At 36.1% G+C, this 25,147-nt stretch carries 23 protein-coding genes; 13 read left to right on the top strand and 10 right to left on the bottom strand.

What is annotated here, in order from left to right:
- Nucleotides 1–3: 3 nt before the first annotated feature.
- Nucleotides 4–906, bottom strand: a complete 903-nt coding sequence (gene xerD / locus GGR42_RS04615; RefSeq protein WP_167961306.1) for a site-specific tyrosine recombinase XerD — start codon at nt 904–906, stop codon at nt 4–6.
- 158 nt (nt 907–1,064) lie between these two features.
- Between xerD and GGR42_RS04610 the strand changes: the two genes are divergently transcribed.
- Both GGR42_RS04610 and aroQ read left to right on the top strand, forming a co-directional pair.
- Nucleotides 1,065–1,604 (top strand): DUF3575 domain-containing protein, encoded by a 540-nt coding sequence (locus tag GGR42_RS04610; RefSeq protein WP_167961304.1) that lies wholly within the window; start codon nt 1,065–1,067, stop codon nt 1,602–1,604.
- Between the two features lie 80 nt (nt 1,605–1,684).
- On the top strand, nt 1,685–2,101 hold the full coding sequence (aroQ, locus tag GGR42_RS04605; protein WP_167961302.1) for a type II 3-dehydroquinate dehydratase: 417 nt from the start codon (nt 1,685–1,687) through the stop codon (nt 2,099–2,101).
- On the opposite strand, the gene GGR42_RS04600 is transcribed toward aroQ, so the two are convergent.
- The 4 genes from GGR42_RS04600 to GGR42_RS04585 all read right to left on the bottom strand — a co-directional run bounded on the left by GGR42_RS04600 (nt 2,075) and on the right by GGR42_RS04585 (nt 5,196).
- Nucleotides 2,075–2,374 (bottom strand): DUF3817 domain-containing protein, encoded by a 300-nt coding sequence (locus GGR42_RS04600; protein WP_167961300.1) that lies wholly within the window; start codon nt 2,372–2,374, stop codon nt 2,075–2,077. The two genes, aroQ and GGR42_RS04600, sit on opposite strands and share 27 nt — an antisense overlap.
- Nucleotides 2,374–3,765: a dihydrolipoyl dehydrogenase gene (gene lpdA, locus GGR42_RS04595; protein ID WP_167961298.1), complete on the bottom strand. Its 1,392-nt coding sequence runs from the start codon at nt 3,763–3,765 to the stop codon at nt 2,374–2,376. Before lpdA ends, GGR42_RS04600 begins: the two co-directional genes overlap by 1 nt.
- Nucleotides 3,766–3,999: 234 nt before the next feature.
- Nucleotides 4,000–4,491 (bottom strand): peptide-methionine (R)-S-oxide reductase MsrB, encoded by a 492-nt coding sequence (gene msrB / locus GGR42_RS04590; protein WP_167961296.1) that lies wholly within the window; start codon nt 4,489–4,491, stop codon nt 4,000–4,002.
- A gap of 141 nt (nt 4,492–4,632) precedes the next feature.
- Nucleotides 4,633–5,196, bottom strand: a complete 564-nt coding sequence (locus GGR42_RS04585; RefSeq protein WP_167961294.1) for a collagen-like triple helix repeat-containing protein — start codon at nt 5,194–5,196, stop codon at nt 4,633–4,635.
- A 212-nt stretch (nt 5,197–5,408) separates the two neighbouring features.
- Between GGR42_RS04585 and glgB the strand changes: the two genes are divergently transcribed.
- From glgB to GGR42_RS04555, 6 genes are all read left to right on the top strand, one after another.
- Nucleotides 5,409–7,304 carry a 1,4-alpha-glucan branching protein GlgB gene (gene glgB / locus GGR42_RS04580; RefSeq protein ID WP_167961292.1) on the top strand — a complete coding sequence of 632 codons (1,896 nt, stop codon included), beginning with the start codon at nt 5,409–5,411 and terminating at the stop codon, nt 7,302–7,304.
- Between the two features lie 111 nt (nt 7,305–7,415).
- Nucleotides 7,416–9,815, top strand: coding sequence for a glycoside hydrolase family 31 protein (locus tag GGR42_RS04575; RefSeq protein ID WP_167961290.1), 2,400 nt, complete (start codon nt 7,416–7,418; stop codon nt 9,813–9,815).
- Nucleotides 9,816–9,868: 53 nt separating this feature from the next.
- Nucleotides 9,869–10,678 (top strand): M48 family metallopeptidase, encoded by an 810-nt coding sequence (locus tag GGR42_RS04570; protein WP_167961288.1) that lies wholly within the window; start codon nt 9,869–9,871, stop codon nt 10,676–10,678.
- 67 nt (nt 10,679–10,745) lie between these two features.
- Nucleotides 10,746–12,125 (top strand): MFS transporter, encoded by a 1,380-nt coding sequence (locus GGR42_RS04565; protein ID WP_167961286.1) that lies wholly within the window; start codon nt 10,746–10,748, stop codon nt 12,123–12,125.
- Nucleotides 12,126–12,303: 178 nt separating this feature from the next.
- Nucleotides 12,304–13,401 (top strand): carbohydrate-binding family 9-like protein, encoded by a 1,098-nt coding sequence (locus GGR42_RS04560; RefSeq protein ID WP_167961284.1) that lies wholly within the window; start codon nt 12,304–12,306, stop codon nt 13,399–13,401.
- A 247-nt stretch (nt 13,402–13,648) separates the two neighbouring features.
- Entirely contained in the window at nt 13,649–14,539 is an 891-nt protein-coding gene (locus tag GGR42_RS04555) for a dienelactone hydrolase family protein (protein WP_167961282.1), read from the top strand.
- 76 nt (nt 14,540–14,615) lie between these two features.
- On the opposite strand, the gene GGR42_RS04550 is transcribed toward GGR42_RS04555, so the two are convergent.
- From GGR42_RS04550 to GGR42_RS04535, 4 genes are read right to left on the bottom strand one after another with little or no spacing between them, the layout of a single operon-like run.
- Nucleotides 14,616–15,341 carry a head GIN domain-containing protein gene (locus GGR42_RS04550; RefSeq protein ID WP_167961280.1) on the bottom strand — a complete coding sequence of 242 codons (726 nt, stop codon included), beginning with the start codon at nt 15,339–15,341 and terminating at the stop codon, nt 14,616–14,618.
- A gap of 24 nt (nt 15,342–15,365) precedes the next feature.
- A complete protein-coding gene (locus GGR42_RS04545; protein WP_167964348.1) occupies nt 15,366–16,454 on the bottom strand; it encodes a DUF4097 family beta strand repeat-containing protein in 1,089 nt (362 codons plus the stop codon).
- Nucleotides 16,435–16,995 carry a hypothetical protein gene (locus GGR42_RS04540; RefSeq protein ID WP_167961278.1) on the bottom strand — a complete coding sequence of 187 codons (561 nt, stop codon included), beginning with the start codon at nt 16,993–16,995 and terminating at the stop codon, nt 16,435–16,437. The genes GGR42_RS04545 and GGR42_RS04540 overlap by 20 nt, the downstream gene beginning before the upstream one ends.
- A 2-nt stretch (nt 16,996–16,997) precedes the next feature.
- Complete coding sequence (locus tag GGR42_RS04535; protein ID WP_167961276.1) at nt 16,998–17,555, bottom strand: RNA polymerase sigma factor; 558 nt, start codon at nt 17,553–17,555, stop codon at nt 16,998–17,000.
- A gap of 219 nt (nt 17,556–17,774) precedes the next feature.
- On the opposite strand from GGR42_RS04535, the gene lon reads away from it, so the two are divergent.
- Nucleotides 17,775–20,225 carry an endopeptidase La gene (gene lon / locus GGR42_RS04530; RefSeq protein ID WP_167961274.1) on the top strand — a complete coding sequence of 817 codons (2,451 nt, stop codon included), beginning with the start codon at nt 17,775–17,777 and terminating at the stop codon, nt 20,223–20,225.
- Nucleotides 20,226–20,252: 27 nt separating this feature from the next.
- On the top strand, nt 20,253–20,948 hold the full coding sequence (cmk, locus tag GGR42_RS04525) for a (d)CMP kinase (protein WP_167961272.1): 696 nt from the start codon (nt 20,253–20,255) through the stop codon (nt 20,946–20,948).
- Between the two features lie 55 nt (nt 20,949–21,003).
- Here cmk and GGR42_RS04520 read toward each other — a convergent pair whose 3' ends face one another.
- Nucleotides 21,004–21,384 (bottom strand): LysM peptidoglycan-binding domain-containing protein, encoded by a 381-nt coding sequence (locus GGR42_RS04520; protein ID WP_167961270.1) that lies wholly within the window; start codon nt 21,382–21,384, stop codon nt 21,004–21,006.
- Nucleotides 21,385–21,642: 258 nt separating this feature from the next.
- Between GGR42_RS04520 and rpsA the strand changes: the two genes are divergently transcribed.
- From rpsA to GGR42_RS04505, 3 genes are all read left to right on the top strand, one after another.
- A complete protein-coding gene (rpsA, locus tag GGR42_RS04515; protein ID WP_167961268.1) occupies nt 21,643–23,511 on the top strand; it encodes a 30S ribosomal protein S1 in 1,869 nt (622 codons plus the stop codon).
- A 165-nt stretch (nt 23,512–23,676) separates the two neighbouring features.
- On the top strand, nt 23,677–24,216 hold the full coding sequence (pyrR, locus tag GGR42_RS04510) for a bifunctional pyr operon transcriptional regulator/uracil phosphoribosyltransferase PyrR (RefSeq protein ID WP_167961266.1): 540 nt from the start codon (nt 23,677–23,679) through the stop codon (nt 24,214–24,216).
- A gap of 2 nt (nt 24,217–24,218) precedes the next feature.
- Nucleotides 24,219–25,145, top strand: coding sequence for an aspartate carbamoyltransferase catalytic subunit (locus GGR42_RS04505; protein WP_167961264.1), 927 nt, complete (start codon nt 24,219–24,221; stop codon nt 25,143–25,145).
- Nucleotides 25,146–25,147 lie beyond the last annotated feature (2 nt).

Genomic DNA, 25,147 nt, shown 5'->3' with positions numbered 1-25,147 from the left:
TTTTTAACTATTCTGTCTAGGGTGAAATTTATTCAATACCTCCGCTAAATGACTACGGTCTACATGCATATACACTTCGGTAGTAGTAATACTTTCATGCCCCAGCATTTGTTGTATTGCCCTTAGGTCCGCTCCGTTTTCCAATAAATGGGTTGCAAAAGAGTGCCTAAACGTGTGTGGACTTATACTTTTGTGCAGTCCAATTTTTTCAGCTAACTTTTTAATAATAGTGAAAACCATGGCCCTTGTAAGTTGTTTCCCCCTTCTATTTAGAAACAAAGTGTCCTCATATCCCTTCTGGATGGTTTGGTGCACTCTAATTTCTTTCTGGTAAATGGTAATGTACTTTTTATTGACTTGGCTAATGGGTACAAAACGTTGTTTGTCACCTTTACCTGTCACCTTAATAAAATCCTCATCAAAGAACAAGTCGGAAATTCTTAATCCAATTAACTCAGAAACCCTTAACCCACATCCATAAAGAGTTTCCAACATAGCTCTGTTACGTTCACCTTCCGGCTTGGAAAGGTCTATAGCATCGATTAAAGTATTTATTTCTGTTTCTGATAGTGTATCGGGAAGTTTTCTTCCAATTTTTGGGGATTCTATTAAATCCATTGGGTTGTCTTTCCTGTAATCTTCAAAGACTAAATAATTAAAAAAACTTTTTAAACCAGATATAATTCTAGCCTGTGATCTTGGATTTACGGTTTTTGCTACCTCATGAACAAAGTGTTGCACAGTTTCCTTGCCAATGGAAATAGGTGTTTCGGCTACTTCCTTGGATTCTAGGAAGTGTTTTAATTTTTCAACATCATGTACATAATTTTTAATGGAATTGGAAGATAATCCTCGCTCTATACTTAAATAGTGTTGATAATCTTGTGCGGCCTGTTTCCATTTCATTTTTTAAATATAGAAAACATTAACTAGTTAGTTGTTAAAATTATTATGACTCTTAATAATGAACGGATTACAACATTCTTAACCCAGTATACAACTAAGATTATGTGTCAATTTACTGAATGCCTATGTTTACTTCAATTAAAAAATCAATATAAATTATGAAGAAAGTATTTATTATCACTTTTGTTGCCCTAGGGTTTGGATTAAATTCTTATGCTCAGGAAAATGTAATTAAAATCAACCCACTAGGTTTGGCATTAGGTTCTGCTGAACTTGGTTATGAAAGAGCATTGAATGAGAAATCAGCTTTGGAGGTATCCTTGGCGTATTTTTCTAGCGACGCTACTTTTAATAGTGGAGAAGAAGTAAAAGCTAATGGGTTTGGGGCAGAAGGAAAGTATAAATTGTACTTTTCATCAACAAATAACGCCCCAAGAGGCTGGTACGCAGCGCCAGTAGCAACTTATGCAAGTGCAAGTGCAGACTCCTCTTCTGGAGAAGATGGTAAGTTCTCATATTTCGGGGCAGGAGCTGTTGCAGGATATCAATGGATATTTGGGGGCGGGAACTCTGGTTTTGCATTAGATCTTAATTTGGGCTTTCAATATATTTCGGCATCGACTCAAGGGTCTATATCTGGAGTAAGTATAGATGGAATTTTGCCCAGATTAGGTTTGTCTTTGGGATATGCATGGTAAAACAAATTTTAAAAACATATAACGGAAGCAATATTGCTTCCGTTTTTTTTTTATGTATTACATTTTGTTACTTTTAACACATGAAGTTAATTATTATAAATGGCCCCAATTTAAACCTTCTAGGTAAGCGTGAACCAGAAGTGTATGGCAATACTACTTTTGAGGAATATTTTAAAACTTTACAAAGTAGATTTCCTGATGCCGAATTGGAATATTATCAGTCTAATATTGAAGGAGAACTAATAGATAAGTTACACCAAGTGGGTTTTTCGTATGATGGTGTAATACTAAATGCTGGGGCATATACCCACACTTCAATTGGTATTGGAGATGCCATAAAGGGAATAGAAACCCCTGTAATTGAGGTTCATATTTCCAATACCTATAATAGAGAGGATTTTAGGCATGTTTCCTACATTTCTCCTTCAGCTAAAGGTGTTATTCTTGGTTTTGGTCTGCAGAGTTATGATTTAGCTATCCAAAGCTTTTTGAGCTGAAGGTTTTAAATATTTTTTGTCAATATAAAACGTTCCAAAAGGTAAGAGGGAAGCAACAAAAAACTTCAAGAATTTTTTTATCCCCCATTTTTTTTCAAAAGTTAATAGGACAAGAAGAACCCCATACCCAATGAACAATATGCCATGGGCGTAGCCAATCCATTTATTTGGCTGGGGAATATTAGCCCAATACTTTAAGGGCATACTTAATCCAAAGAGTAGAAGATAGGATACCCCTTCTAAAATTGCCGTGCCTCGAAATATTTTCAACATTATAAGTGTATTACCTCATCATAAGCGGCGGCAACAGCTTCCATAACTGCCTCACTCATAGTTGGATGGGGATGAACTGCTTTTAATATTTCATGACCGGTAGTTTCCAATTTACGAGCAACCACAGCTTCAGCAATCATATCTGTAACGCCCACACCAATCATATGGCATCCTAACCACTCACCATATTTTGCATCGAAAATTACTTTTACAAAGCCATCTGGGTTGCCTGCAGCTTTTGCTTTTCCACTTGCTGAGAAAGGAAATTTGCCAACTTTAATATCCAGTCCTTTTTCTTTTGCTTGTTTTTCCGTGAGCCCAACAGAAGCAATTTCTGGCATACAATAGGTGCAACCAGGAATATTGCCATAATCCAAGGGTTCAGCATGCATTCCTGCAATTTTTTCTACACATATAATTCCTTCTGCCGATGCAACATGAGCCAATGCTGGACCAGGTGTAATGTCTCCGATGGCGTAGTATCCTGGAATATTGGTCTGATAAAAATCATTTACCAAAATTTTATCCCTGTCGGTTATAATACCAACATCTTCTAATCCTATATTTTCTATATTGGTTTTAATTCCAACAGCGGAAAGTACTATATCTGCTTCTAGTATTTCCTCTCCTTTACTTGTTTTAACTGTCACTTTTACCCCATCACCAGAAGTATCAACTTTGGTAACTTCAGATGAGGTCATAATTTTTACCCCGGCTTTTTTAAAACTACGTTCTAATTGTTTGGATACATCTTCATCTTCAACTGGAACAATGTTAGGAAGGTATTCTACAACAATTACTTCAGTTCCCATTGCATTGTAGAAATAAGCGAATTCTATTCCTATGGCACCACTGCCAACTACAACCAGTTTTTTTGGCTGTTTCTTTAAGCTCAATGCTTCTCGGTATCCTATGATTTTTTTGCCATCTTGTGGTAAACTCGGCAATTCCTTGCTACGCGCGCCTGTAGCGATTATAATATGGTTTGCGGAGTATTCTGTATCTTTTCCTTCTTCTGTTGTAACTACAACTTTCTTGCCTGTTTTAACTTTCCCATATCCGTTAATGACATCTATTTTGTTCTTTTTCATTAGGAATTGAACTCCTTTGCTCATCCCATCGGCAACCCCTCGGCTTCTTTTTACTACAGCATCAAAATCTTTATCAACTCCCTCAGCCTTAAGGCCATAATCTTCGGCATGTTGTAGGTATTCAAAAACTTGCGCCGATTTCAACAACGCTTTGGTAGGAATACACCCCCAATTTAGGCAAATGCCACCTAGGCTTTCTTTTTCTATTATGGCTACTTTTAAACCTAATTGAGAAGCCCTTATGGCTGCTACATAACCTCCAGGACCACTACCTAAAACAATAACATCGAAATTGCTCATGTATCTATTTTTTGATGTGCTTTTTTGCAGGTGCAAAGTTACAAAACCAAAATGAAAACTACACGATTATTGTAATTGTTGTGGCAGGGGAGATACCCTCCAGCTGGTTTTTATAAGTATGATCATTAAATACCTCATTTTTCAAGTTTGGAGGAATGCCAACAAAGTATTGTGAGAATGCAAATTTCTTGGTAAATAAAGTAGAGATTCTAAAAATATATGTGTAATAAAAATTTAATTTTTGGCAACAAACTTTAGAGCTGCCCCATTTATACAATGTCTTTTTCCAGTTGTATTGCTTGGCCCATCATTAAAGACATGCCCTAAATGCCCACCACAGGTAGCACAGTGTTCTTCTGTTCGTGCATATCCTATTTTATAATCGGTATCAAAACTCACATTTCCCTCAATTTCCCTATCAAAACTGGGCCAACCTGTTCCAGATTTAAATTTATGCTCACTTTTAAAAAGCTCTGTATTACATCCGGCACATACATAAATTCCTTTTTCTTTATTATCTAACAAATCACTTGTAAATGCATTTTCAGTCCCAGCTTTTCGAAGGATATAATACTGTATATCTGTCAATTGACTTCTCCATTCGGCATCAGTTTTAGAAACAGTAAAAACTTCTTGTTTCTCAGATTGAACCATTTTATTCTCTTGGGAGTTTCCCTTACATCCCATCAAGGTCAAGATTAGGATAAAGTATATTTTTTTGAACATGATTTTGTTTTTTAATTAGGACGTTTTAATTCTTATTTCTTTCAAATGTACAAGAAGTGTATCACATAATTATCACAGGAGTATATAAAGAAAGCCCTATTTCTAAGAAAGAAATAGGGCTCTGCCAAACTTTATTGGGGATTAATCTAGCATAATTTTTTGTACCTGGCTTTCTTCTACACCAATTGTTTTCATTACTGATGAAATATTGGTTTTATCCATTTTGCCAGATGTGAAATCTGCGGGAATAATGGCAATTCTGAATATTTGATTGTCCGTATCCCCCGCTTGAAGTGTTCCCAAATCAAAGTCCGATTCCAAGAAAATGCTTACATCCAAAAATGTATGGTCATAATTATATTGCAATAACCCTTGATCCAGAATTCGGGTCTGTGGCAATAACCTCCAGATATCAATAGGTTCACCATTAGTATCCTCGGTTTGGTCCCATAATAGATATACCAATACCACGTCTGATTCAAAAACCTCTGTTGTTTGTGGGAACTCAAAGAATATGGAATAATTATCTTCTGGAGTAAAGCTTCCTTCAATATCAATAACTTGTCCTAAAATGTTTATACCATCTTGCCCATTCAATCCATCTTGTCCATCAAAACCATCAAAGCCTGGAGGTCCTTGGGGGCCTTCACAAGAAATAATGAATAGAGTTAAAAATACGCCGAGTACTAATGTTAATTTGTTCATGATGTTTAATTTTAATTGTTTGTGTTTGGTTGCCTTAAAACCAGAAAAAACGGTTTTGGACACTTTTTTATTGATTAAAAACAAAAAGCATTCCAAAAAATGTTTTTAATCAAAAAACTTATTTTTATTAAAATTGATCTGAGTTTATTCCAACGCACTTTTCGTCAGAAAAACGTTACTTTTGATTCCTGATAACAATATCACTTATACATATGGCCAAAGTAGTTGCGCATAGTTTATTTACGGAGTTTGATATCAATCTTTTTAAATCGGGAAAACACTACAGACTATATGATAAGTTGGGTTCTCATACTTTAGAGGTAGATGGTGTAAAGGGAACTTATTTTGCGGTCTGGGCCCCAACGGCAAAAACTGTTTCGGTAGTTGGGGATTTTAACTATTGGACAGCTGGAGAGCATAATTTATACGTAAGATGGGATGAAAGTGGTATTTGGGAGGGATTTATACCGGGTGTAGGACATGGAAGCAAGTACAAGTATAAAATAGAATCGCATAATTATGGATTGATTACAGAAAAGGCCGATCCTTTTGGTCGGTTTTGTGAGCATCCTCCTAACACGGCATCCATTGTATGGAATGCAGATTACAAGTGGAATGATGAAGCGTGGATGGGTTATAGAAAAGATAAAAATGGGCTAGACAAGCCCTATGCTGTCTACGAAGTGCACTTAGGTTCTTGGAAAAGGAAAGAAGGCAATGAATATTTGTCCTATGCGAATATGGCGGATGAATTAGTGAATTATGTAAAAGAAATGAACTTTACCCATGTTGAGTTTATGCCAATTATGGAGTATCCTTACGACCCTTCATGGGGCTATCAGCTTACGGGATATTTTGCGCCCACATCTAGGTTTGGAAAACCTGAAGAGTTTAAAATGTTGGTGGATAAATTGCATCAAAACGATATAGGTGTTATTTTGGACTGGGTGCCATCCCATTTTCCTGAGGATGCACACGGACTTGGTTTTTTTGACGGTTCTCACCTTTATGAACACCCTGACCGTAGAAAAGGATATCATCCCGATTGGAAAAGTCTAATTTTTAACTACGGAAGAAATGAGGTAAGGGCTTTTTTAATAAGCAATGCTTTGTTTTGGCTAGATCAATTTCACGCAGATGCACTTCGAGTAGATGCCGTTGCCTCTATGCTTTATTTGGATTATTCAAGAGAGGAAGGCGAGTGGGAACCCAATATGTACGGCAATAATGAAAATTTGGAAGCCATGTCCTTTATTCGGGAGCTCAATGAAACCATTTACACAACTTTTGATGGAGTCCAGACCATAGCTGAGGAATCAACTGCTTTTACAGGGGTTTCCAGACCTGTGGAATATGGTGGACTGGGCTTTGGGATGAAGTGGATGATGGGGTGGATGCATGACACTTTGGAATATTTTAAAAAAGAACCTATTTATAGAAAGCACCATCAAAATGATTTAACGTTTAGTATGACCTATGCCTTCACTGAAAACTTTATGTTGCCTTTTTCGCATGATGAGGTGGTGTATGGCAAACAATCTCTATTGTATAGAATGCCAGGTGATGAATGGCAGCAATTTGCCAATTTAAGATTGTTGTTTGGGTATATGTATACCCATCCAGGTACCAACCTTGTTTTTATGGGGGGAGAGTTTGGCCAGTCTTCTGAATGGAATTTCCAGCAGAGCCTGGATTGGCATTTGTTGCAGTATGATTTTCATGCTGGTGTTCAACAAATGGTGAAGGACTTAAATACAGTATACAAAACCTTTCCTGCCCTTTATGAAAAACAATTTAGCCCAGAAGGTTTTCAATGGATAGATTATGGGGACCATGAAAATTCGGTATTGACCTATATAAGAAAAGGGCACGATAAAAAAAACGATATAGTAGTTGCTTGTAATTTCACTCCGGTTCCAAGGGAGAATTATAGAATGGGAGTGCCAAGAAAGGGTAAGTTAAAAGAGGTTTTCAATAGTGATAATACTAAGTATGGAGGAAGTGGTATTCATAATACAAATGTGGAAATAGAAAGTAAACCATGGCATGGATATAATAACTCTGTTGAAATTAGTATTCCACCACTAAGTGTTGTCATTTTTCAATAAAAAAAACCGCTAAAAAATCACATTATGCAAATACTTCAAGAATGTGTATTGTATAGTTTTAATATTATCATCCAAAGTATTTCTTTTGTTAGGGAATAAAACAACTAATTTATGATTACCAATACTGACGTTGCAAAGAGAGGGAACCAGTTTCCAGATTTTATCACTTCATTTGAGCAGGAAAAGGATAAACTTTATTTTACAACAAAAAATGGGGTTATACTAGAAATAACCGTGTTAAGGGATAGTGGCATTCGTTTTAGATATGCTACAGAGCATGATTTTGAACCTGATTTTTCCTATGCCATAAGTGAAGATGCTAGCACAGGATATAATCATTTAGAAGTAACTAATGAAATCCCGGAATATGTTATTAAAACTGCCAAAATCATAATTTATGTAAAAAAAGATGATTTAAAAGTACAGATAGCAGATTTGGATGGTAACATCATAAATGAAGATGAGCTGGGCTTTCATTGGGAAGAAAATTTCGACTATGGAGGCAATATTGTAAAAATGAGCAAGGTAACCCAATCTGGAGAAAGCTATTATGGAATGGGTGACAAAGCCTCGCACTCTAACTTAAAAGGAAAGCGAGTTAACAATTGGGTGACCGATCAATATGCATATGGCAAGGATCAAGAGCCTTTATATAAATCCATCCCCTTCTATATTGGGTTGCACAATGAAGCGGCTTATGGAATTTTCTTTGACAATTCTTTTAGTACCTATTTTGATTTTGCACATGAGAAAAGACATGTAACCAGTTTTTGGGCAGATGGAGGGGAAATGAATTATTATTTTTTCTATGGCCCCAAAATGTCACAAGTTGTCGAAGCTTATACAGATTTAACGGGGGTCCCAGAATTACCACCTATGTGGGCAATGGGATTCCACCAATCTAAATGGAGTTATTTTCCTGAAAGAAATGTAAAAAAAATAGCTTCAACTTTTAGAGATAAAAAAATACCATGTGATGCCATCTATTTGGATATTGATTATATGGAAGGTTTTCGTTGTTTTACTTGGGACAACAAGCGTTTTCCAAACCCGAAAAAAATGGTTGATGATTTAATGGAAATCGGATTTAAGACCGTTACCATGATCGATCCCGGGATTAAGATAGACAATGACTATTGGGTATATAAACAAGCGATGGACAATGGTTTCTTTTGTCGCAGAGCAGACGGACCGCATTTCAAAGGGAAAGTATGGCCTGGAGAATGTAAGTTTCCAGATTTTACCAATCCAGAGGTTCGGGAATGGTGGGCAGGTCTTTATAAAGAAATGATGGTGGATGTGGGCGTTCATGGGGTTTGGAACGATATGAATGAACCTGCAATTATGGAAGTACCTACAAAAACTGCCAACTTGGATGTAAGACACGATTATGATGGGCACCCTTGTAGTCACCGTAAGGCACATAATATTTATGGTATGCAAATGGTACGTGCAACTTATGATGGATTAAAGAAATTTACATATCCCAAGAGACCTTTTGTACTTACCCGGGCTGCCTATTCTGGTACTCAGAGATATTGTGCCACTTGGACAGGGGACAATGTAGCGACATGGGAACATTTATGGATTGCAAATGTACAGGTACAACGAATGTGTATCAGTGGTTATTCTTTTGTGGGGACAGACATAGGTGGTTTTGCTGAACAACCAAATGGTGAGTTATTTGCCAGATGGATTCAGTTGGGTATTTTTCACCCCTTTTGCCGTGTACATTCCAGTGGTGATCATGGCGATCAGGAACCCTGGTCTTTTGGAAAAGAAATTACTGATATTGTTCGAAAATTCATAGAACTTAGATACCAATTGTTACCCTACTTATATACCATGTTTTATAAATATATAAAAGATGGTTTGCCAATGATACAGTCTCTGGTCTTCTATGACCAAAGTGATTCACAGACCCATTTTAGAACAGATGAATTTATCTTTGGGGAACAAATTTTGGTTTGCCCTGTCCAAGAACCAAACGCTCAGGGACGTCGAATGTATATACCATTGGGAGAATGGTACAATTATTGGACAGATGAAATGGTTAACGGTGGCTTGGAAAAATGGGTGTCTGCTGATTTGGGTAAAATCCCAATGTTTATAAAAGCAGGAGCTATGATTCCTAAATATCCCGTACAACAATATGTTGGCGAAAAAGAAATAAATGAATTGGTTTTGGATGTTTATTATAAAGATGGTATCGAGAATTCTGAAGTTTATGAGGACCAACAAGACGGTTACGACTATAAAAAGGGAAGGTATAGTTTGAGAAAATTTAGATTAAGGGGAAAACAAGACGAGCTTATTATTCAGCAATTCAAAGATGGTAGTTTTATTACGCCATATAAAACATTTAAACTACAGTTTCATGGATTGCCCTTTTCTATTAAAACAATAGAGGTGGATAATGAGCAAGTTGAACCTAGTTCTGTGAAGCTGAACCAGAATAATAGCATAGAAATAAGTAAGGACTTTACGGAACTACATATAACAGGGAATTAATTTTTTTGTAAATTACCTTTGTTAAAATAAACACTAACATTAACATTAGCAAGATGAAAAAAGTAGTATTGGTAATTGCCATTTTTTTGGCAGTTGCTTCATGTAAAGTAAACCCTTTTACGGGAAAGAAAGTATTAAATTTTTACCCAAATAGCCAGATTTTTCCAATGGCTTTTGCACAGTATGATCAATTTTTGGGAGAGAACGAAACAATAACTGGTACGTCAGAAGCCAATATGATAAGAAAAGTTGGCCAACGAATTTCCGCTGCTGCAGAAAGATGGTTGGCAGCAAATGGATACCCGGGTTATCTTAAGGACTATCAATGGGAATACAATCTTGTAAAAGATGAAACGGTGAATGCTTGGTGTATGCCAGGAGGTAAGATTGTATTCTATACAGGTATACTTCCTATAGCGCAACAAGAAACAGGTGTAGCTGTAATAATGGGTCATGAGGTGGCCCATGCCCTGGCCGATCATGGTGCTCAAAGAATGAGTGCAGGTACATTACAACAGTTAGGAGCTGTTGCAGGTAATGTAGCCATTCAAGATCCACAAAAACGTAATATGTTCAATCAAGCATATGGTTTGGGTTCTCAATTAGGTGTAATGCTTCCATTTAGTAGAAGCCATGAAACAGAAGCAGATAGGATAGGTTTGCAAATTATGGCAATTGCTGGTTATAATCCAGATGAAGCTGCCGAACTATGGAAAAGAATGAAAGCAAATAGCGGGGGGGAAGCTCCACCTGAGTTTATGAGTACGCATCCATCAAACGATACTAGAATAGCTAATCTTACGGCTTGGGCACCCTTGGCAAAAGAAGAGGCTGCTAAATATGGCGTAGTATCATATTATTAATGCAAAGAAATTATTAATTGTATATTCGAAGCTGTTCTTTTTGGAGCAGCTTTTTTATTTTTAGTATATGACAAGAGCATTGGCAATCAAGGGAAGTAAGAAACTTTTAAACGCGTGGGCATTTTACGATTGGGCAAATTCTGTATACAGTTTGGTCATAGCATCGGCCATATTCCCGATTTTTTATGGCGCTCTTTTTAGGACAGCGGAAATAGAAAAGGTTACAGTTTTTGGTGGTGAAATTGCCCGTGCTCCACTTATAAGCTATGTTACGTCTTTGGCCTTTATATTTATAGCACTTATAATTCCTCTACTATCAGGTATTGCAGATTATTTGGGTAATAAGAAGGTCTTTATGAAGTTCTTTTGCTATTTGGGCGGAGTTTCTTGCATAGGGCTTTATTGGTTCTCTTTGGAGAATATATATATTAGCTTGGCCTGCTATTTTTTTGGTCTTGTGGGGTTTTGGGTAAGTTTTGCCATTAATAACTCTTATTTGCCGGATATTGCCTTTCCTGATCAACATGATCGTATAAGCGCCAAGGGTTTCTCTTTGGGATATGTAGGCAGCGTTATTTTGTTATTGGTAAATTTGGCTATGGTAATGAGGCCGGAGTTATTTGGTTTCGATGTGGGTATCTCAGAATATATCAAGGAAAATGGCACAGAAGAGGAACTTAGTACAGCTATTACGAATTCAAAAAATATAGCCTCACTGGAGGCAATGAAGGTTTCTTTTGTTACTGTTGGATTTTGGTGGATTTTATTTAGTCAGTATACTTTTAGGCATTTACCAAAAGGAAACAAAAGGGAAGGGGAACGAAAAAATATAATTCTCAATGGCTTTAGGGAGTTGAAAGGGGTATGGAATCAATTGGGCAAAGAAACCAAATTAAAAAGGTATTTGGGAGCTTTTTTTGTGTACAGTATGGCAGTACAGACCATTATGTTGATTGCGGCTTATTTTGGGGAGGAAGAAATAGCATGGGGAACGGATGATAACCGTACTACTGGTCTAATTGTAAGTATTTTGGTTATTCAAGTAGTGGCCATTTTGGGAGCTACTTTGACGGCTATGGCTTCCAAGGCTTTTGGAAACATAAGAACCCTAATTTTTGTAAATATACTTTGGGTGCTTATCTGCATCTATGCCTATTTTATGGTGACACCAATGGATTTTTACATAGCGGCAGGGTGTGTGGGTATGGTAATGGGGGGAATACAGGCTTTATCAAGATCTACTTATTCTAAATTTTTGCCCGAAACTACTGATACCACTTCATTTTTCTGTTTTTATGATGTATCCGAAAAAATAGGAATTATCATAGGTACTTTTCTTTATGGTTTTGTGGCCCAAGTAAGCAGTATGAGGAATGCTACTATATTCCTGGGATTGTTTTTTGTAGCGGGAGCTATTTTATTGACCAGGGTAAAAAAAAGGGATTAAAGAGTCCATGAAATAAGATTTTTTTTGTTCAATCAGTTTTAGAACTATGAAATTCTTCCATACTTTAGTGAGCATATCGTTTAGGTATTTCCTTGGGGTAAATATAGCGTTGCTCAAAAAATCAAAAAAAGGGAAGAATCAAAAGAATTAAAGAAAACAAAACTTAAATTATTCTAAAGTGAGACAGATACCATTATTGGTAGCCATATTCGTTTGCTTTTCATGTAAGCATGGAATGAATGAAAAATTAACTTCATATATAGATGTAACTGAGGACATAGTGGTACCTAAACACTACATAGTTTCAAAAAACGAGGGAGATATAGTAATTGACGGGATTTCAAATGAATCTAGTTGGAAAATGGCCAAATTTTCGGATTCCTTTATTGATATAGAGGGAATTGACACTCCAAAGTATGATACTAAGATTAAAATGCTATGGGATGAAGAATATCTATATGTTTACTCTGAAATGGAGGAGCCCCATATTTGGGCAGATATTAAAAACAGGGATGAAGTCATTTTTTATAATAATGATTTCGAAGTATTTATAGACCCGTCTGGGACTACAAAAAATTATGCAGAAATTGAAATAAATGCATTGGGAACTGTTTGGGATTTATTGTTGGATAAACCCTATAGAAGTAGTGGAAAACCAAATAATCATTGGAATCTTAACAAATTAAAATCTGCAGTGCACATTAATGGTACAATAAACGATTCCTCTGATATAGATTCCATGTGGAGTGTTGAGATGGCTATTCCTATGAAAGCGCTTATGGAGTTAGGGTTAAAACCCTATCCAAAAATTGATAATGGAGATCAATGGCGAATTAATTTTTCTAGAGTAGAATGGAATTATGATATTGTAGATTCGAAATATCAAAGAAAAAAAGTCAATGACAAATTTCTAAAAGAATATAATTGGGTGTGGAGCAACCAAAAAGTTATAAATATGCACGAACCAGAGAAGTGGGGGGTACTGCAGTTTACGAATGAAGTCTCGTCATTAGGGGTTGTATACAAAGAAAATGAGGAGATGGAAATACAGCAGGTAGCCTATGCATTGTTTAGACAAACAAAATTTGGTTCATTAAAGGAATTTATGAATCTGAAAGTTGGAAAAATAAAGAATGTTTCTGTTAAATTTTCTGAAAAAGAACCAATTATAGCTACATTTTATAAGACCAATTTCGGTTTTGAATTCAAGATAAGAATAAAAGAATCAGACAAAATTTTCATTATTAATGAGGAAGGGGTTTTAAAGAAAGTATAATCTTTTTATCATTAGTAATTTCCCTGACGGTTTTGTGGCCCAGGTGAGCAACATGAGAACTGCTACTATATTCCTGGGATTGTTTTTTGTTGCGGGAGCTATTTTATTGACAAGGGTGAACAATAGGGGAGTTGAATTAAGTTTTTTAAACAGAAAAATTTGTGTTTTCTTCTTTTTTATCTGAATTTTAATAGGTTGGAAATAAATAAGTTGAATTTACTTAAAGTCAATTTTTAAACTGTATGATATGAAAAAACTCACAAAGGAAGACATAAATCAGGAGGTATACGATCTCTATGATGACTATGCCCACAATAAAATAGATAGGAAACAATTTCTTAAAAAGTTATCCCTGTATGCTGTTGGAGGCGTTACTGTTTCATCACTTCTTAGTTTTATAATGCCCAATTATATAGACTCTATTTTGGTACAGCCTGGTGACCCTAGGTTAAAATCGGAATTTATTAATTATGACTCCCCGAAAGGTGGTGGTAATATTAAAGCACTTTTTTCCAAACCGTTAGAGGCGAAGGGTGAATTGGGTGGAATTGTTGTTGTACATGAGAATAGGGGGTTAAACCCTTATATAGAAGATGTAGGTAGAAGAGCTGCTTTGGAAGGCTTTATGACCTTGGCGCCAGATGCCCTTTCTCCCCTTGGAGGATATCCAGGCAATGACGATGAAGGAAGAACCATGCAAAGGAAACGGGACCGCAACGAAATGTTGGAAGATTTTGTAGCTGCTTATGAATATCTAATGAACCATGAGGATTGCAATGGAAAAGTTGGTGTAGTAGGATTTTGTTTTGGAGGTTGGATTTCTAATATGATGGCCGTTAAAATTCCTTCTTTAGCTGCTGCCGTTCCTTTTTATGGGGGACAGCCATCAGATGAAGAAGCTGCATTGATAAAAGCTCCATTAATGCTTCAATTTGCAGGATTGGATGAACGGGTAAATGCAGGATGGCCTGCTTATGAAAAAGTGCTTAAAGAAAACAAAATTGAGTACAAGGCTCATTTTTACCCAGACGTAAACCATGGTTTTCATAACAATACTACACCTAGATATGATGACGCCGCTGCCAATCTTGCTTGGAAACGCAGCCTTGATTTTTTCAAAGAAAAACTTAAATCATAAATGTATGATATAAAATAAAAAAAGCCCCAATTTGGGGCTTTTTTATTTGATGAATAAACTCAACTTTTATTTCAATCTATCCTTTAGAAATATCGCCAGAACCTGAAGATTTAGAATCTATTTTTTTGGGATTTCCTCTGTAATGAATATCTCCAGAACCAGCTACCCGGGCTTTTAATGTTTCATTGACAGTTACTTTAATATCTGCCGATCCAGATACTCTTGCATCCACATTATCAGCCTCTAAATCATAGGCCTTAATATCCCCAGACCCAGAAATACTTACTTCAAAATCTGTTGTTTTTCCACTTAATTTAATATCACCGGAGCCAGACATATTGGCACTTACCGTATCTGCTTCTACATCCAAGGAAATATCCCCAGACCCAGAAATAGAAGTTTTAAAATGGCGTGTTTTGATAGTAGTTTCTCCAACAATGTCACCAGATCCGGATAAGGTTGCCGAATCGATACTTTCAATAGGAACTGTTACATGAATACCTTCGTTCCAATTAGATGGCCTAAGGTTCACACCCTTTTCTACTTTTATAACTAATTTCCCATCTTTAACCTCGGTTTTAATGTATTCCAATAAATTTTCTTCTCCTTTAAGGGTGAGTTCTCCCTCCGTTCCGGCAACCAAGTCAACATCGAAAAAGCCTGAAAGGGCTACTGCGTCATAATCTCCTACAGAGCGTTCAATGGTCACAATGTTACCGTTCCCCTTAATTTTTCTGCCCCATTGTGCGGTTACGGTGGCAACCATTAATAGTGCAAGTCCTAGTGTCATTAATTTTTTCATGATTGATTTCTTGTTTTAGATTGATTAATTTTTATTGAATGATACGCTTCCATATTCACTGTCCACAGAAACATGGTTGCCGCTATTTTCTTTTCCACGATACCCTTTGTAATGTTTTTCTTGGGATTTTTCTATACTAATGCTGATTTCAAAATCGTCCTTGCCACTTACTCCTGCATATTCCGTTGTAATATCAAAATCAAAATAATATCCCGAATCATATCCAATTTTGATTCCTGTATAATCGGTTCTAATATTTATGTTCCCTGCATCTGCCTCCATATTGGCAATTTTCACAGAGCCATAATCGGCAGAAATATCTACACTGCCGTGTACATTTCCAACTCTAACATTAATATAGTCTCCTGTGCCATGTACATTATTGGCCTCACCAATCTCCATTGAACCATAGTCACTGGAATATTCAAGGTTCCCCATTTTTTCAACATCAGCATTGGTATAATCAGCCTTTATAATTAAATCTCCGGCCTTTTTAATTGAGAAACCTGAGTAATCCGCTATTATTTCACCACTGTTTATGTAATCAATTGAAGACCGGGATGTGTAATCAAAATTTAATTGATTGTTACGCCCTCTAAGCTCTCCTATATCCAATCTACCGTAGTCACAATTTATTTTGGCATGGCCATCCACTCTATCTAAAATAATACTTCCATAATCATTGCTTAGGTTTACACTATTCTTTATAGGAAGCTTTATAGTGTAATTTATTTGCATGTTTACATTGTTGTTTCCCCAGTTCCATCCCCAACTGCTCTTATTTTTGTTGAATATGGTCCTTGCGGAGACCATACTGTTGTTTGCATCAAAATCAACAGAGATTTGATCTAATTTTCTCTGTACTTTTTCCTCATTGTTACCGTTGGTTTTAATGTGGACCTCAATGACCACTCTATTCTCGTTCCATGAGGTAATGTTGAGATTACCATAGCTGTTATTTACTTTTAACAAAGCATCGGGATTTACATTGTATTCTTTTTTAATTGTTTTTTCTTTAGTGTACCTGCCCGTAAGATCTCCATTATTTGCCAAAAGCACAGTAGGCAGGAAAAATAGAATTACTGCGGTATATTTATATAGTAAAGTTTTCATCATCGTAATTTTTTAAATTTTTAATTCTTTCTACTTGGTTTAATACCTCTTGTAAAAGGTCAATTCTTGTTTGGAAGTTGGTAATCATCGCACTTAAGATGAGCTTGCTGTTACCACCTTTTAAAAGGTCTTGCTCCAAAACCTCATAATTGGTTTCCAATTTTTTAAGTTGGAATAAAGTATCATCTATTATTTTTTGTGTTTCTGGAGTGCTTTCGCTTTCCAGCTGCTTTATTTGTTCATTGATTAAATTCACAAAGTAAAATTCAGTTTGGGATGCTTCAGGCGAAATTTCAGCCACTTGTTCATCAATACTTGGTGTGCTCTTAAAAAAAAGACCGGTACCAACCGAGATAAGCAATACAATGGAAGCAGCTATTGACAATGGCTTCCACCATGTTTTCCTTTTATGCAAACTAACAGTTTGCTGGTTGTTGTTCAGCCTTTCCAAAAAACGTTCCTCATGGCCAACCTTTGGTTCTTCCATATCAAAAGAGCCTTCAAGGTTTTTAAATAAGGTTTCTAAATTTTCTTTTTTCATTATTAAGCTGTTATCATTTTTTGCCTTAGGCTTTCTTTAGCTCTGGATATGGTTGTTCTGCAATTTGCATAGCTCATATCCATTATATTGCTAATTTCTTCATAGTCATACCCTTCTATTAAATGTAAGGTCAAAGAAATTCTGTAATTGTCCTTTAATTTTTTCATGGTCTCCATCACTTTTTGAGCCTTCAGTTCTGTTGCGCCATGATCAGAGGCAACCACATCATTATCTTCGACCTTATACAGAATATCATCCAGACCAACTTCCTTGCTTTTTTGTTGTTTTCTGTAATGATAGATACTGTTGTTGATTACAATTCGTTTTAACCAGGATCCAAAAGTTACATCGCCTTTAAATGTTTGCAGTTTGGTGAACGCGTTCAAAAATGATTCTTGCATAACATCCTCGGCCTCAGCACTATTTTTCACAATCCTCAAAGCTGTGTTGTACATTGCCTTATAGTAGCGGTTGTAAACTTCCAATTGTGCTGTTTGTTTTCCATTTAAACACAATTGCAATAAAACATCAATATCAGTATGTCCTTTAGTTTGGCTCAAAAAGTTCAAGGTTTGTTATAGAGATGATTCAATTTAAGGATTGTTACAGTTTTTTTTAAGATTTTTCTTCTTTGTTGGCATGAGAATTGAATTATTATGATGAGAAAGAAAGCTGAATGCTTGCATTTGCTTAGTGTTTAGTATTTTATAGTAATTATTTTAACAAAAAAGAATTTGGATTTCTGTCTTATTATGACAGAATGACGCAGATATATAGATATGGGAGATTCTAAGTTTTCAAATTTTGACAATATGTCGTTACAGGGAATCGATGAGGATTCGGAACTGATTCCACTTTTAACAGTGGAGGATGAAGAGGAAATGACAAAAGAGGGATTGCCAGAAACCTTACCGATTTTACCTTTAAGAAATACGGTATTGTTCCCTGGGGTGGTAATACCTATAACGGCTGGCAGGGATTCATCAATAAATTTAATAAAAGATGCCAACAACGGTTCCAAAGTCATTGGTGTTGTTTCCCAAAAGGATGAAAGTGTTGAGAATCCAGGAATTAAGGATATTAATACTTTAGGTACAGTTGCTAGGATTCTTAGGGTTCTTAAGATGCCCGATGGAAATACGACAGTTATTATACAGGGTAAAAAACGTTTTGAAGTTGCCGAGGTATTGACCGAAAAGCCATACATGACTGCAACAATACGCGAAACAGTTGAAGAAAGACCTAGTTTGACCGATGAGAAATTTTTGGCAATCATAGAGTCCATCAAGGAACTTTCTTTGCAGATTATTAAGGATAATCCAAATATTCCAAGCGAAGCTTCTTTTGCCATTAAGAACATACAGAGTAATTCTTTTCTAATCAATTTTGTCTCCTCTAACCTAAATCTACATGTTAAGGAAAAGCAGGAGTTGTTAGAAATACCAAATTTACAAGATCGTGCTTTGGCAACACTTAAATATATGAATGTGGAGCTTCAGAAATTGGAGCTAAAAAATGATATTCAGTCCAAAGTCCGTAGTGATTTAGATCAACAACAACGTGAGTACTTTCTTCATCAGCAAATGAAAACCATTCAAGAAGAATTGGGTGGTATTTCTTATGAAGAGGAAGTAGATGAAATGATGGTGAAAGCCAAAACAAAAAAATGGAGCAAGAAAGTTGGAGAACATTTTGAGAAAGAACTTGCTAAAATGCGGCGAATGAATCCACAGGTTGCTGAGTATTCTATTCAAAGAAATTATTTGGATTTGTTTTTAGACTTGCCTTGGGAAGAGTTTTCAAGTGATAAGTTTGATCTAAAACGTGCACAGAAAATATTGGATAGGGATCATTATGGTCTAGAAGATGTAAAAAAAAGAATCATAGAATATTTAGCGGTGCTTAAATTGAGAAATGATATGAAATCGCCTATTCTATGTTTATATGGTCCTCCAGGGACAGGGAAAACATCTCTTGGAAAATCTGTAGCAGAAGCATTGGGAAGAGAATATGTTAGAATTTCTTTGGGTGGTTTGCGAGATGAAGCAGAGATTAGAGGGCATAGGAAAACTTACATTGGCGCTATGCCAGGAAGAATTATCCAAAGCCTAAAAAAGGCTGGTACATCTAACCCTGTTTTTATTTTGGATGAAATAGATAAGCTTTCCAGCAGTCATCAAGGGGATCCATCATCGGCCATGTTAGAAGTTTTGGATCCTGAGCAAAATAGTGAGTTCTATGATAATTTCTTGGAAATGGGGTACGACCTTTCCAAGGTTATGTTCATTGCAACTGCAAATAATTTATCTACCATTCAACCTGCTTTAAGGGACAGAATGGAAATTATAAATGTTACAGGGTATACCATTGAAGAAAAAGTAGAAATAGCTAAAAGACATTTATTGCCCAAGCAGTTAAAGGAGCATGGATTACTGCCTAAACATTTAAAAATTGGAAAGCCTCAATTGGAGAAAATTGTAGAGGGTTATACCAGAGAATCAGGGGTAAGGTCATTAGAAAAGCAAATTGCAAAAATGGTGCGTTATGCAGCGAAATCTATTGCTATAGAGGAAGAGTATAATGTAAAAATATCCAATGAGGATGTTGAGAAAATATTGGGTCCTGCAAGATTGGAACGCGACAAGTATGAGAATAACGACGTAGCAGGAGTTGTTACTGGTCTCGCATGGACAAGTGTTGGTGGGGATATTCTTTTTATAGAATCCATTTTATCTAAAGGAAAAGGAACCCTTAATATTACAGGGAATCTTGGTAAGGTGATGAAGGAATCTGCTACCATCGCTATGGAATACATAAAATCCAATGCTGACTTGTATGGGGTAAATTCTGAAGTTTTTGACAAATACAATGTGCATATCCATGTTCCAGAGGGAGCTACTCCAAAAGATGGACCTAGTGCTGGTATTACTATGTTAACGTCTTTGGTATCCTTATTCACCCAGAAAAAGGTAAAGAAAAGCTTGGCTATGACAGGTGAAATTACACTCAGGGGTAAAGTGTTGCCCGTAGGAGGAATAAAAGAGAAAATTTTGGCTGCCAAAAGAGCTAGAATCAAGGAGCTTATTCTTTGTGAGGACAATAGAAAGGATATTTTGGAAATAAAAGAAGATTATTTAAAAGGACTTACATTCCATTATGTTTCTGATATGAGCGAGGTAATAGATATTGCAATCACTAATCAAAAGGTAAAGGGAGCCAAAAAGTTATAGCAATACATTTATTACTATTTTTAAGCCATGCAAAATATTACTATAGCCATAGACGGCTATTCTTCCACAGGAAAAAGCACTATTGCGAAACAGTTGGCAAAAGCATTGGGGTATGTTTATGTGGATACTGGCGCCATGTATAGGGCGGTTACACTTTTCGCTATCAAAAACGGTTTTATTGGTGGAAAAAGGGACAATATCAATGCTTTGGTAAAGCTTTTGCCCAAAATAAGCCTAAAATTTGTCTTCAATGAAAAATTGGGGTTTGCAGAAATGTATCTCAATGATGAGAATGTGGAAAAAGAAATACGCGGCATGGATGTTTCTAGACAAGTAAGTAAAATTGCGGCTGTTGAGGAGGTAAGATATAAGCTGGTGGACATGCAGAAAAAAATGGGGGAGGAAAAGGGAATTGTCATGGATGGCAGAGATATAGGGACTGTAGTTTTTCCCAATGCTGAACTCAAAATATTTATGACAGCTTCACCAGAGGCAAGGGCAACAAGACGGTATAAGGAATTATTGGATAGACAGGAGAAGGTTAGTTATGCCGAGGTATTACAAAATGTGGAGGATCGGGATTATAGAGATTCCCATAGAGAAATATCCCCTCTTAGAAAAGCTAATGATGCTATTGAGTTTGATAATAGTGATATGGGACTAAAAGAACAGTTCGAGCGTATTCATAATTATGCGCTAAGGGTAATAAAAAAGCAGGCATAAAAAAATAGGGACTTTAGAAAACGTCCCTATTTAATCTAATAATATTTACTGTTTATTAAAGATTTGGTATTACCAAAACTTGATCAGGATGTATTACATCAGGATTCTTTAATATACCTTTATTGGCGGCAAAAATTTCTTTGTACTTCATTAAATCACCATAATAATGCTTGGCAATTAAACTTAAAGATTCACCACTTTTTACAGTGTGTCTGGCATAAACAGACTCATCTTCAACAGTGATGTTTGCTTTTATATCAGAAAGGTCACCATTGGATATTTCCTTTATTTTATCCCAAAGGAGGTTCTTTTCATATTGAGTACCTGCCATGCCTTTAACTTTAAGGACACCCTCTTCAACGGTTACTTTACCATCCTTGATACCTAGTTCTTCCCCCAAATCCAAAACTGGCTGGTATTTTTCTTTAACACTCATTTTTAACTTTATTTTAATGGTTAATATTAAGGGTTTCAAGATAGCAATTATTGGGCTATTTTGCTAAAAAAAGAGAATTTTTGTAGAAAGCAATCTAACCTTCTAAAAATAAGGTTTGTAAAACAATTATTTAATTGTATTTTTGCACTCCTTTTTAGCGAATAGTCAAGAGGAAAAGGGAAAAATTAAAATAATTAATCCTTCTATAAGCATTGTTAACTCTTGTGGAGCTTATAGAATACAAATTTTAATCAGCAAATGGCTGAAGAAAAAACTCCAGCAGTTGAAGAAACTGCAGCAGTAGTTGAGGAAACTACAGAAACAGTACAGGAAGAAAAAGCTAAAGTTCCAGTACAAGATCCAAAAGAATTTTTAGAAAACTTTAACTGGGACAAATACGAGCAAGGAATAGAGCGAGTAGAAGATTCCAAGCTTGAAGAGTTTGAGAAATTGGTAACAGAAAATTTCGTTGATACTGCAGATGAAGAAGTAGTAGAGGGAAAAGTTGTTTACCTAACGGATCGTGAAGCAATAATCGACATTAACGCTAAATCTGAAGGTGTTATCTCTTTGAATGAATTTCGTTACAACCCCGACTTAAAGGTGGGCGACAAAGTAGAAGTTCTTATAGACATACGCGAAGATAAAAGTGGACAATTGGTATTGTCCCATAGAAAAGCGAGAACTATTAAGGCTTGGGAAAGAGTAAATACTGCTCATGACAAAGAAGAAATAGTTCAAGGTTTTGTTAAATGCAGAACTAAAGGTGGTATGATTGTAGATGTTTTCGGAATCGAAGCGTTCTTGCCAGGCTCTCAAATAGATGTTAAACCTATTCGTGATTACGACCAGTATGTAAATAAAACTATGGAATTCAAGGTGGTGAAAATCAACCATGAATTTAAGAACGTAGTTGTTTCCCATAAGGCACTGATTGAGGCCGATATTGAGGAACAGAAAAAAGAAATCATTGGTCAATTAGAAAAAGGACAAGTATTAGAAGGTGTTGTTAAGAATATTACATCTTACGGTGTATTTATTGATCTTGGTGGCGTTGACGGACTTGTACATATCACTGACCTTTCTTGGAGCAGAATCAACCATCCAAACGAGGTGGTAGAATTAGACCAGAAATTAAATGTTGTTATCCTTGATTTTGATGATAATAAATCTAGAATTCAATTAGGTCTTAAACAATTAGAGAAGCATCCTTGGGAAGCTCTAAGCGATGAAATTAAGATTGGAGATAAAGTTAAAGGTAAGGTTGTTGTTATTGCTGATTACGGTGCATTTATTGAGGTTGTTGAAGGTGTGGAAGGATTAATTCACGTTTCTGAAATGTCATGGTCTACACACTTGCGTTCCGCTCAGGATTTTGTAAAAGTAGGAGACGAGGTGGAAGCAGTAGTTTTGACCTTGGATAGGGAGGATCGTAAAATGTCTTTGGGCATTAAGCAAATGACTCCAGACCCATGGACTGATATTACTACTAAATATCCAGTAGGTTCTAGACATAAAGGTATTGTAAGAAACTTTACCAACTTTGGTGTGTTTGTGGAATTGGAAGAAGGTATAGACGGTCTTATTTACATCTCTGACCTTTCTTGGACTAAGAAAATTAAGCATCCATCAGAATTTGTTACCGTTGGTGATACATTGGAAGTTGAGGTGCTGGAATTGGATGTTGAAGGACGTAAACTTAGTTTAGGCCACAAACAGACTACTGAGAATCCTTGGGATAAATATGAGACTGAGTTTGCTTTGGGAACTGTACACAAAGCTTCTATTGGTGAAATAGTTGACAAAGGAGCCACTATCGATTTTAATGAAGATATTGTAGCTTTTGTTCCTTCTCGTCATTTAGAGAAAGAAGATGGTAAGAAATTAGCCAAAGGTGAGGAGGCAGAATTTAAAATTATTGAGTTCAATAAAGAATTCAAAAGAGTTGTTGCCAGCCACACTGCTATTTTTAGAGAAGAAGAGCAACGTAATGTAAAGCAAGCGGTTAAGAAAGCTGCTGCAGCTGCGGATGAAGCCAAGCCTACTTTGGGTGATGCCAATGAAGCACTACAAGCGTTGAAGGATAAAATGGAAGGAAAAACTACTAAGGCTAAAGCCAAGAAATAGTAGTATTTAATTTCTAATAACCTTAAAGACCCAGGCATTATGCTTGGGTCTTTTTTTTTATTTTTTTTTGTGAGAATAGAACCAATTCTTAATAATGCAATTGCAAACAACTATTTGGTTAGAAATTCCTATTTTTGTAATTCAAAAGTGTTGGTCAATTAGCCCATGAGTCAAAAAGTACTGCTTTCCTCAAAAGAAATACACATCATATTACATCGTTTGGCTTGCCAACTTTTAGAAACCCACTTAGATTTTAAGAATACAGTTTTAATAGGAATACAGCCTAGGGGAACCTTTTTGGCCCAACGCTTGGCCAAGATTCTTACAGAGGATTATAAAGTTAAGGATATTTGCTTAGGTTTTTTGGACATTACTTTCTATCGTGACGATTTTAGAAGGGGAGATAAGACCTTGGAAGCCAATAAAACAAAAATAGATTTTCTAATAGAAGATAAAAATGTTGTTCTAATTGATGATGTATTGTACACAGGGCGTAGTATAAATGCCGCATTAACTGCTCTTCAGTCTTTTGGACGACCCAAGGATGTTGAGCTGTTAACGTTAATAGACAGGAGGTTTAGTAGGCACTTGCCTATTCAACCAAATTACAGGGGTAGACAAGTAGATGCAATAAATAATGAAAAGGTAAAAGTAATGTGGGAGGAAAATGATGGGGAGGATATAATATATTTGGTAAATAATTAAATATGAGCGAATTAAGTGTAAAACACTTGTTAGGAATTAAATATCTAAATGAAAAGGATATTCAGCTTATTTTTGAAACTGCCGACCATTTTAAAGAAGTAATCAATCGTTCCATTAAAAAAGTTCCTTCACTCCGGGATATAACTATAGCTAACATCTTTTTCGAAAACAGTACCCGCACAAAACTTTCTTTTGAACTGGCCGAAAAAAGATTGTCAGCAGATGTTTTAAATTTTTCAGCATCCCAATCCTCGGTTAAGAAAGGGGAAACTCTTATTGATACAGTAAACAATATTCTGTCCATGAAAGTGGACATGGTGGTAATGAGACACCCAAATCCAGGTGCAGGTATATTTTTATCCAAACATGTGAATGCATCTATAGTAAATGCAGGTGATGGTGCTCATGAACACCCCACACAGGCACTACTAGATTCGTATTCTATACGGGAAAAATTGGGAGATGTATCAGGGAAAAATGTGGTTATCGTGGGAGATATTCTCCACTCTAGAGTGGCGTTATCCAATATATTCGCTCTTAAATTACAAGGGGCAAATGTAAAAGTATGTGGCCCCAAAACATTAATCCCTAAGTACATAAAGTCTTTGGGCGTAGATGTGGAAACAAACTTGGAAAAAGCCTTGCAATGGTGCGATGTAGCCAATATGCTCCGTATTCAAAATGAGCGCATGGATATAAGTTATTTCCCTACAACAAGGGAATACACCCAACAGTTTGGTGTCAATAAGGCTACACTTGACAAATTGGACAAAGAAATTGTGATTATGCACCCTGGACCTATAAATAGGGGTGTGGAAATAACCAGCGATGTGGCAGATTCCAAGCAATCCATTATTCTCCATCAAGTGGAAAATGGCGTTGCCATTCGTATGGCGGTGATATATTTATTGGCATCAAAAATAAAATAGGA

Source organism: Saonia flava, from assembly GCF_011927795.1.
In the GTDB taxonomy this organism is placed as follows: Bacteria; Bacteroidota; Bacteroidia; order Flavobacteriales; family Flavobacteriaceae; genus Saonia; species Saonia flava.
Note: the sequence above shows the minus strand (reverse complement) of the source record. Positions and strands in the feature narration are given on the sequence as shown.